The organism is Leptolyngbya sp. FACHB-36, assembly GCF_014695955.1.
GTDB lineage: Bacteria > Cyanobacteriota > Cyanobacteriia > Leptolyngbyales > Leptolyngbyaceae > FACHB-36.
Window position 1 is genome coordinate 1 of sequence record NZ_JACJPG010000677.1, and the last position, 3689, is coordinate 3689.

Consider the following 3689-nt stretch of genomic DNA (forward strand, 5'->3'; position numbering starts at 1 on the left):
TAACAGCTACCGTCGCCGCGCTTTGCTGACCATCTTGCGCGAGAGCCGCAGGTTCAGATTCTCATTCTCTGCCCACTCTTGCAGCAGACGGTAAAACACTTGACGATCCTCAGCTCTTAGTACAGCAGTTTGGTCCGCCGTTTCAATCACGTAAGGATAGCCGCTGCCGATAATCACCTCGCAGCGTATCCAGTCAAGCACCGACTCCGCCAAGCCCGCTTCGTACATCCAAGCGGGAAACTCCAAGCGCACCGGATAGCCATCGTGCGCCTTCAAGTACGAAAAGGCAATATCGCCCGCCGGATACTGCTTCAAAATTCCCGGACGGCGGCAGCAAAACAGCGGCGTACGATCGCCCCACCGCATCCCTTTTGCCAGCAACGGCGCATCGTGAATCGTTCGCACCTCCGGCAAGCCACCCAGATGTTGCAGCATCAGCGTCAGATCGCGGGCGTAGGACGTGTCAATGTAACCTACCAGCGGCACGCGGTACTTCTCGCTTGCGTGAAGCAGGCGCACGACGCAGCGGACGTAGAAATCGCGGGTGTCCTCCTCAAACGCTTCCGCAAACGTCACGACCAACGCCCCATCAAAAAACGCCAAACACTCGCCGCAGCCTGCTCGGTCCTCCATGTATTGAATCAGCCGCTCCGTTTCCATCTCGAAGCGACGCATATTGACCCGTCGATCGACCGGATCGCCCATATTGCTGACGCGCAGATCCGCAGGCGTCATCACATCGAGCGCAATGTCCTTTTCGTAGTGTCCGTTGGGCAAATGAAAATTCTCGTACCAGCCGATCTGCACCAGCGCCACCGGAATCGAAATGTCTTTTGTCGGATAGATCTGAGAGCCATCTACCGCAAACGTTGCAATTCCGGTCAAGCGATCGCGCACCCACTCCAAACTCTGCTCCCGACTTTGCCACACCAGCTTAGACGGCACAATCCAGTTAGGAAAGTTGCCCAGCGGCTCCAGCGGTTCCGCACCGCGATCGTTGCGCGCAACTGGTTTCAACTGCTGCAAAATCTCGCCATCCGGCTCCTGCGATAGATTCGCCAGTGCCGTCCGGTACTTCTCCAGAGCGGCGAGAGTCGTGCGATCGAACGCCTCAAACTGCGATCGCTTGGTGTTCAGGCAGTTCAGAATCTGGGAGGGCTTGATCGTCATGAGCAGCAGGTTTGAGGGTCAAATGGTCGGCGGTGAGCTAGATACTCTAACGCAATCCTGAGGCAGAACAACACGTAAACGTGAAGCGAGCTATGAGCTAACAGCCTGTTCAGTTTAGTATCGTCTGCACCAATCTCTCAAACCTCATAGCTCATCCCCTTACTCTTTATCGCGTCTTAGCCAAATTCCCCGTAGTCCTGCCGATCGCGCGGCTTGATAGTCTTCGTCATAGCGATCGCCAATGTGCCACGCTTGTTCGGGTGTGCACTGGTGCTTCTGAAGGGCAATTTCAAAGATTTTGCGATCGGGCTTTGCCGCCCCTGATTCAGTGGAAATGGTGACGGACGAAAAGAAGTGAGCCAGATCCAGAGCGTGCAGCACGGGGTACAGCCGCGAATCAAAATTGGACAAAATCCCTAGCTGCACGCCCTGCTGCTGCCAGCGCTCTAGGGATGGGACGACATCGGGGTACACCTCCCACGGGGCAGCCGTGGCGAAGCGATTGTAGAGTTCCGCAAAGAACTTGGTAAAGTCGGAGAACTGGTCAAGCACGCCTGCCTGCTGGAAAGTCTGCGTAGCGATCGCCAGCCACCAAGCAAACTCCTTTGCCTGTAGCTCGGTCGGGTTCGGCTCTAGAAAGGCGGGCGCTCCAGCGTTCCGAAAGTTCTGAAGAAATGCCTGATCCAGCGCCTCCGCGGAGACCGTAACGCCGAACTGCTTCGCCGTATCTCCGTACACCTGCCCGACACTGCCTCTAATGCCGAACAGCGTGCCCACCGCATCCAGAAAAATTACCGTTGGCGGCTGTTTCATGCCACTGTCACTCCTGCGATCGCCTAATCGCTATGGTAGTACGGTCGGATGGGCGATTGCGCGGCAGCATACCCATTCGCGATCGTGGCACAGCGATCGCACAATCAGATCAAAGTGACATTATCTGGCAGGGCAACTCCCCGCAGATTAGCTCCTAGCAAGCGGACCTCAGTTAAATTGGCATCACTTAGATTGGTGCCGCGCAGATCGGCTCCACTCAAGACTGCCCCACTCAGAATCGTTCCCGTCAGTCTTGCCATCGACAGGTTCGCTTCGCTTAAATTGACGCGGCTCAAATCAGCGTTTGTTAAGTCAGCTCCGCGCAAATTGGCACCCCGCAGCTTTGCTCCACACAGCCGCGCACCCACAAGATTGGCGCTATTGAGTTCTGCATCACTCAGAATCGCTTCGTCCAAAATCGCCCCTGCTAGCACCGTCCAGCTTAGATTTGCCCCACTCAGATTCGCCTCGCTTAAATCGCCGCTAAGGACCGCCTGACACAGGTATGCTCCCCGCAAATTGGCACTTCTGAAGTTGGTGGACATCAGCCTAGCCCCGCAGAGATTGGCTCCCCACAGATGGGCGCTGCCTAAATCTGAATCACTCAAGTTCGTGTTCGTCAGGTTCGCCTTATTCAGGATTGCCTGAACCAGACAAGCACCACGCAGATCCGCATTGATCACTAAGGCTTCTGTCAGGTTGGCTCCCTCCAAAACCGCGCCGCACAAATCAGACCCTTGCAGGTTGGCTCCAGTCAGGTCAGCTTCCGCCAAATTTGCCTGCCGTAGCTGAGCATCCTTAAAAATAACGCCTCGCAGGTTGGCTCCTCGCAGGTCGGCTTGGCTCAGATCAATACCCTCCAGGCTTGCCCGGCTTAAATTCACACCCCACAGGCTAACCTGTCCAAACTTCCGCTCTCCTGCTGCATACCGCTTCAGGAGTTCACTGGCACGCATTAAATCCGCCTCTCTGCTTTGATAGCTTGCACAAACCGCTGATGCTCCAATTAATTTGCCCAATTCTCAAGGTGGTTTACTAGTAGCAGGTCATACGAGTTGATCGCAACCGGCAGAGCAAGTTCGGTGGCACAACCTGCACCAAAGCTGGATAACTCAGGTAGCTGGAAATGGGATTTCTCGATCGCCCGCACATTTAGCATAAACGGCTTTACGCTCAAACCATTCAGGTTGAGCATCAGGCGTGTACCGCCGCCTATGGTACGAGATTAATGTGCCCAAAATCTTCCTTGATCCGCTGTTAGATAGAACTTGCTACCCCTCTGGACGGGAGAGCGCAGTCAGAATCGGTTGAGCAATCCAATTTAGACCAACTCGAAGCTGGTGCTCCAGAGTGGGCATTCGGTACAAGTACGCCAATCGACGGGCGACGTAAGCGATCGAGCCATCCAGCTTCAGACCCAAACCAGTAAACGTGGCGCTGTCGGTACCCAAACTTAGCATCTCGCCCAGCGGTTGATAGCGGAACGGCAACAAGGGGCGTCCGGTGAGTGACGCCCAGACGTTCCAACCGACAAATTCTGCTTGTTGAAAGGCGGACTGTGCAGTATTGGGGATCTGTTGCCCTTCGGCATCTTTGCAATCAGCAAGGTCGCCCAGCGCAAACAGGTCTGGCTGGTCCACAACTTGTAGGGTCGGAGTGACGACCAATTGCCCACGGGGAGATTTCTTCAAGGGCAGCGCTTGCAC

The 3689-nt window shown here is 55.4% G+C and carries 4 protein-coding genes and 1 pseudogene; all 5 read right to left on the reverse strand.

What is annotated here, in order from left to right:
- Window positions 1-6: 6 nt before the first annotated feature.
- The gene (locus H6F43_RS21255; protein WP_190345164.1) at window positions 7-1170 is read right to left on the reverse strand and encodes a DNA double-strand break repair nuclease NurA; all 1164 of its coding nucleotides are present in this window, start codon (window positions 1168-1170) and stop codon (window positions 7-9) included.
- A gap of 159 nt (window positions 1171-1329) precedes the next feature.
- Entirely contained in the window at window positions 1330-1983 is a 654-nt protein-coding gene (locus tag H6F43_RS21260; RefSeq protein WP_190345165.1) for an HAD family hydrolase, read from the reverse strand.
- A 104-nt stretch (window positions 1984-2087) separates the two neighbouring features.
- Entirely contained in the window at window positions 2088-2939 is an 852-nt protein-coding gene (locus tag H6F43_RS21265; RefSeq protein WP_190345166.1) for a pentapeptide repeat-containing protein, read from the reverse strand.
- 50 nt (window positions 2940-2989) lie between these two features.
- Window positions 2990-3178 (reverse strand): hypothetical protein, encoded by a 189-nt coding sequence (locus H6F43_RS21270; RefSeq protein ID WP_190345167.1) that lies wholly within the window; start codon window positions 3176-3178, stop codon window positions 2990-2992.
- A 76-nt stretch (window positions 3179-3254) separates the two neighbouring features.
- Window positions 3255-3689: pseudogene (locus H6F43_RS21275) on the reverse strand (NAD(P)/FAD-dependent oxidoreductase); the annotation flags it as partial.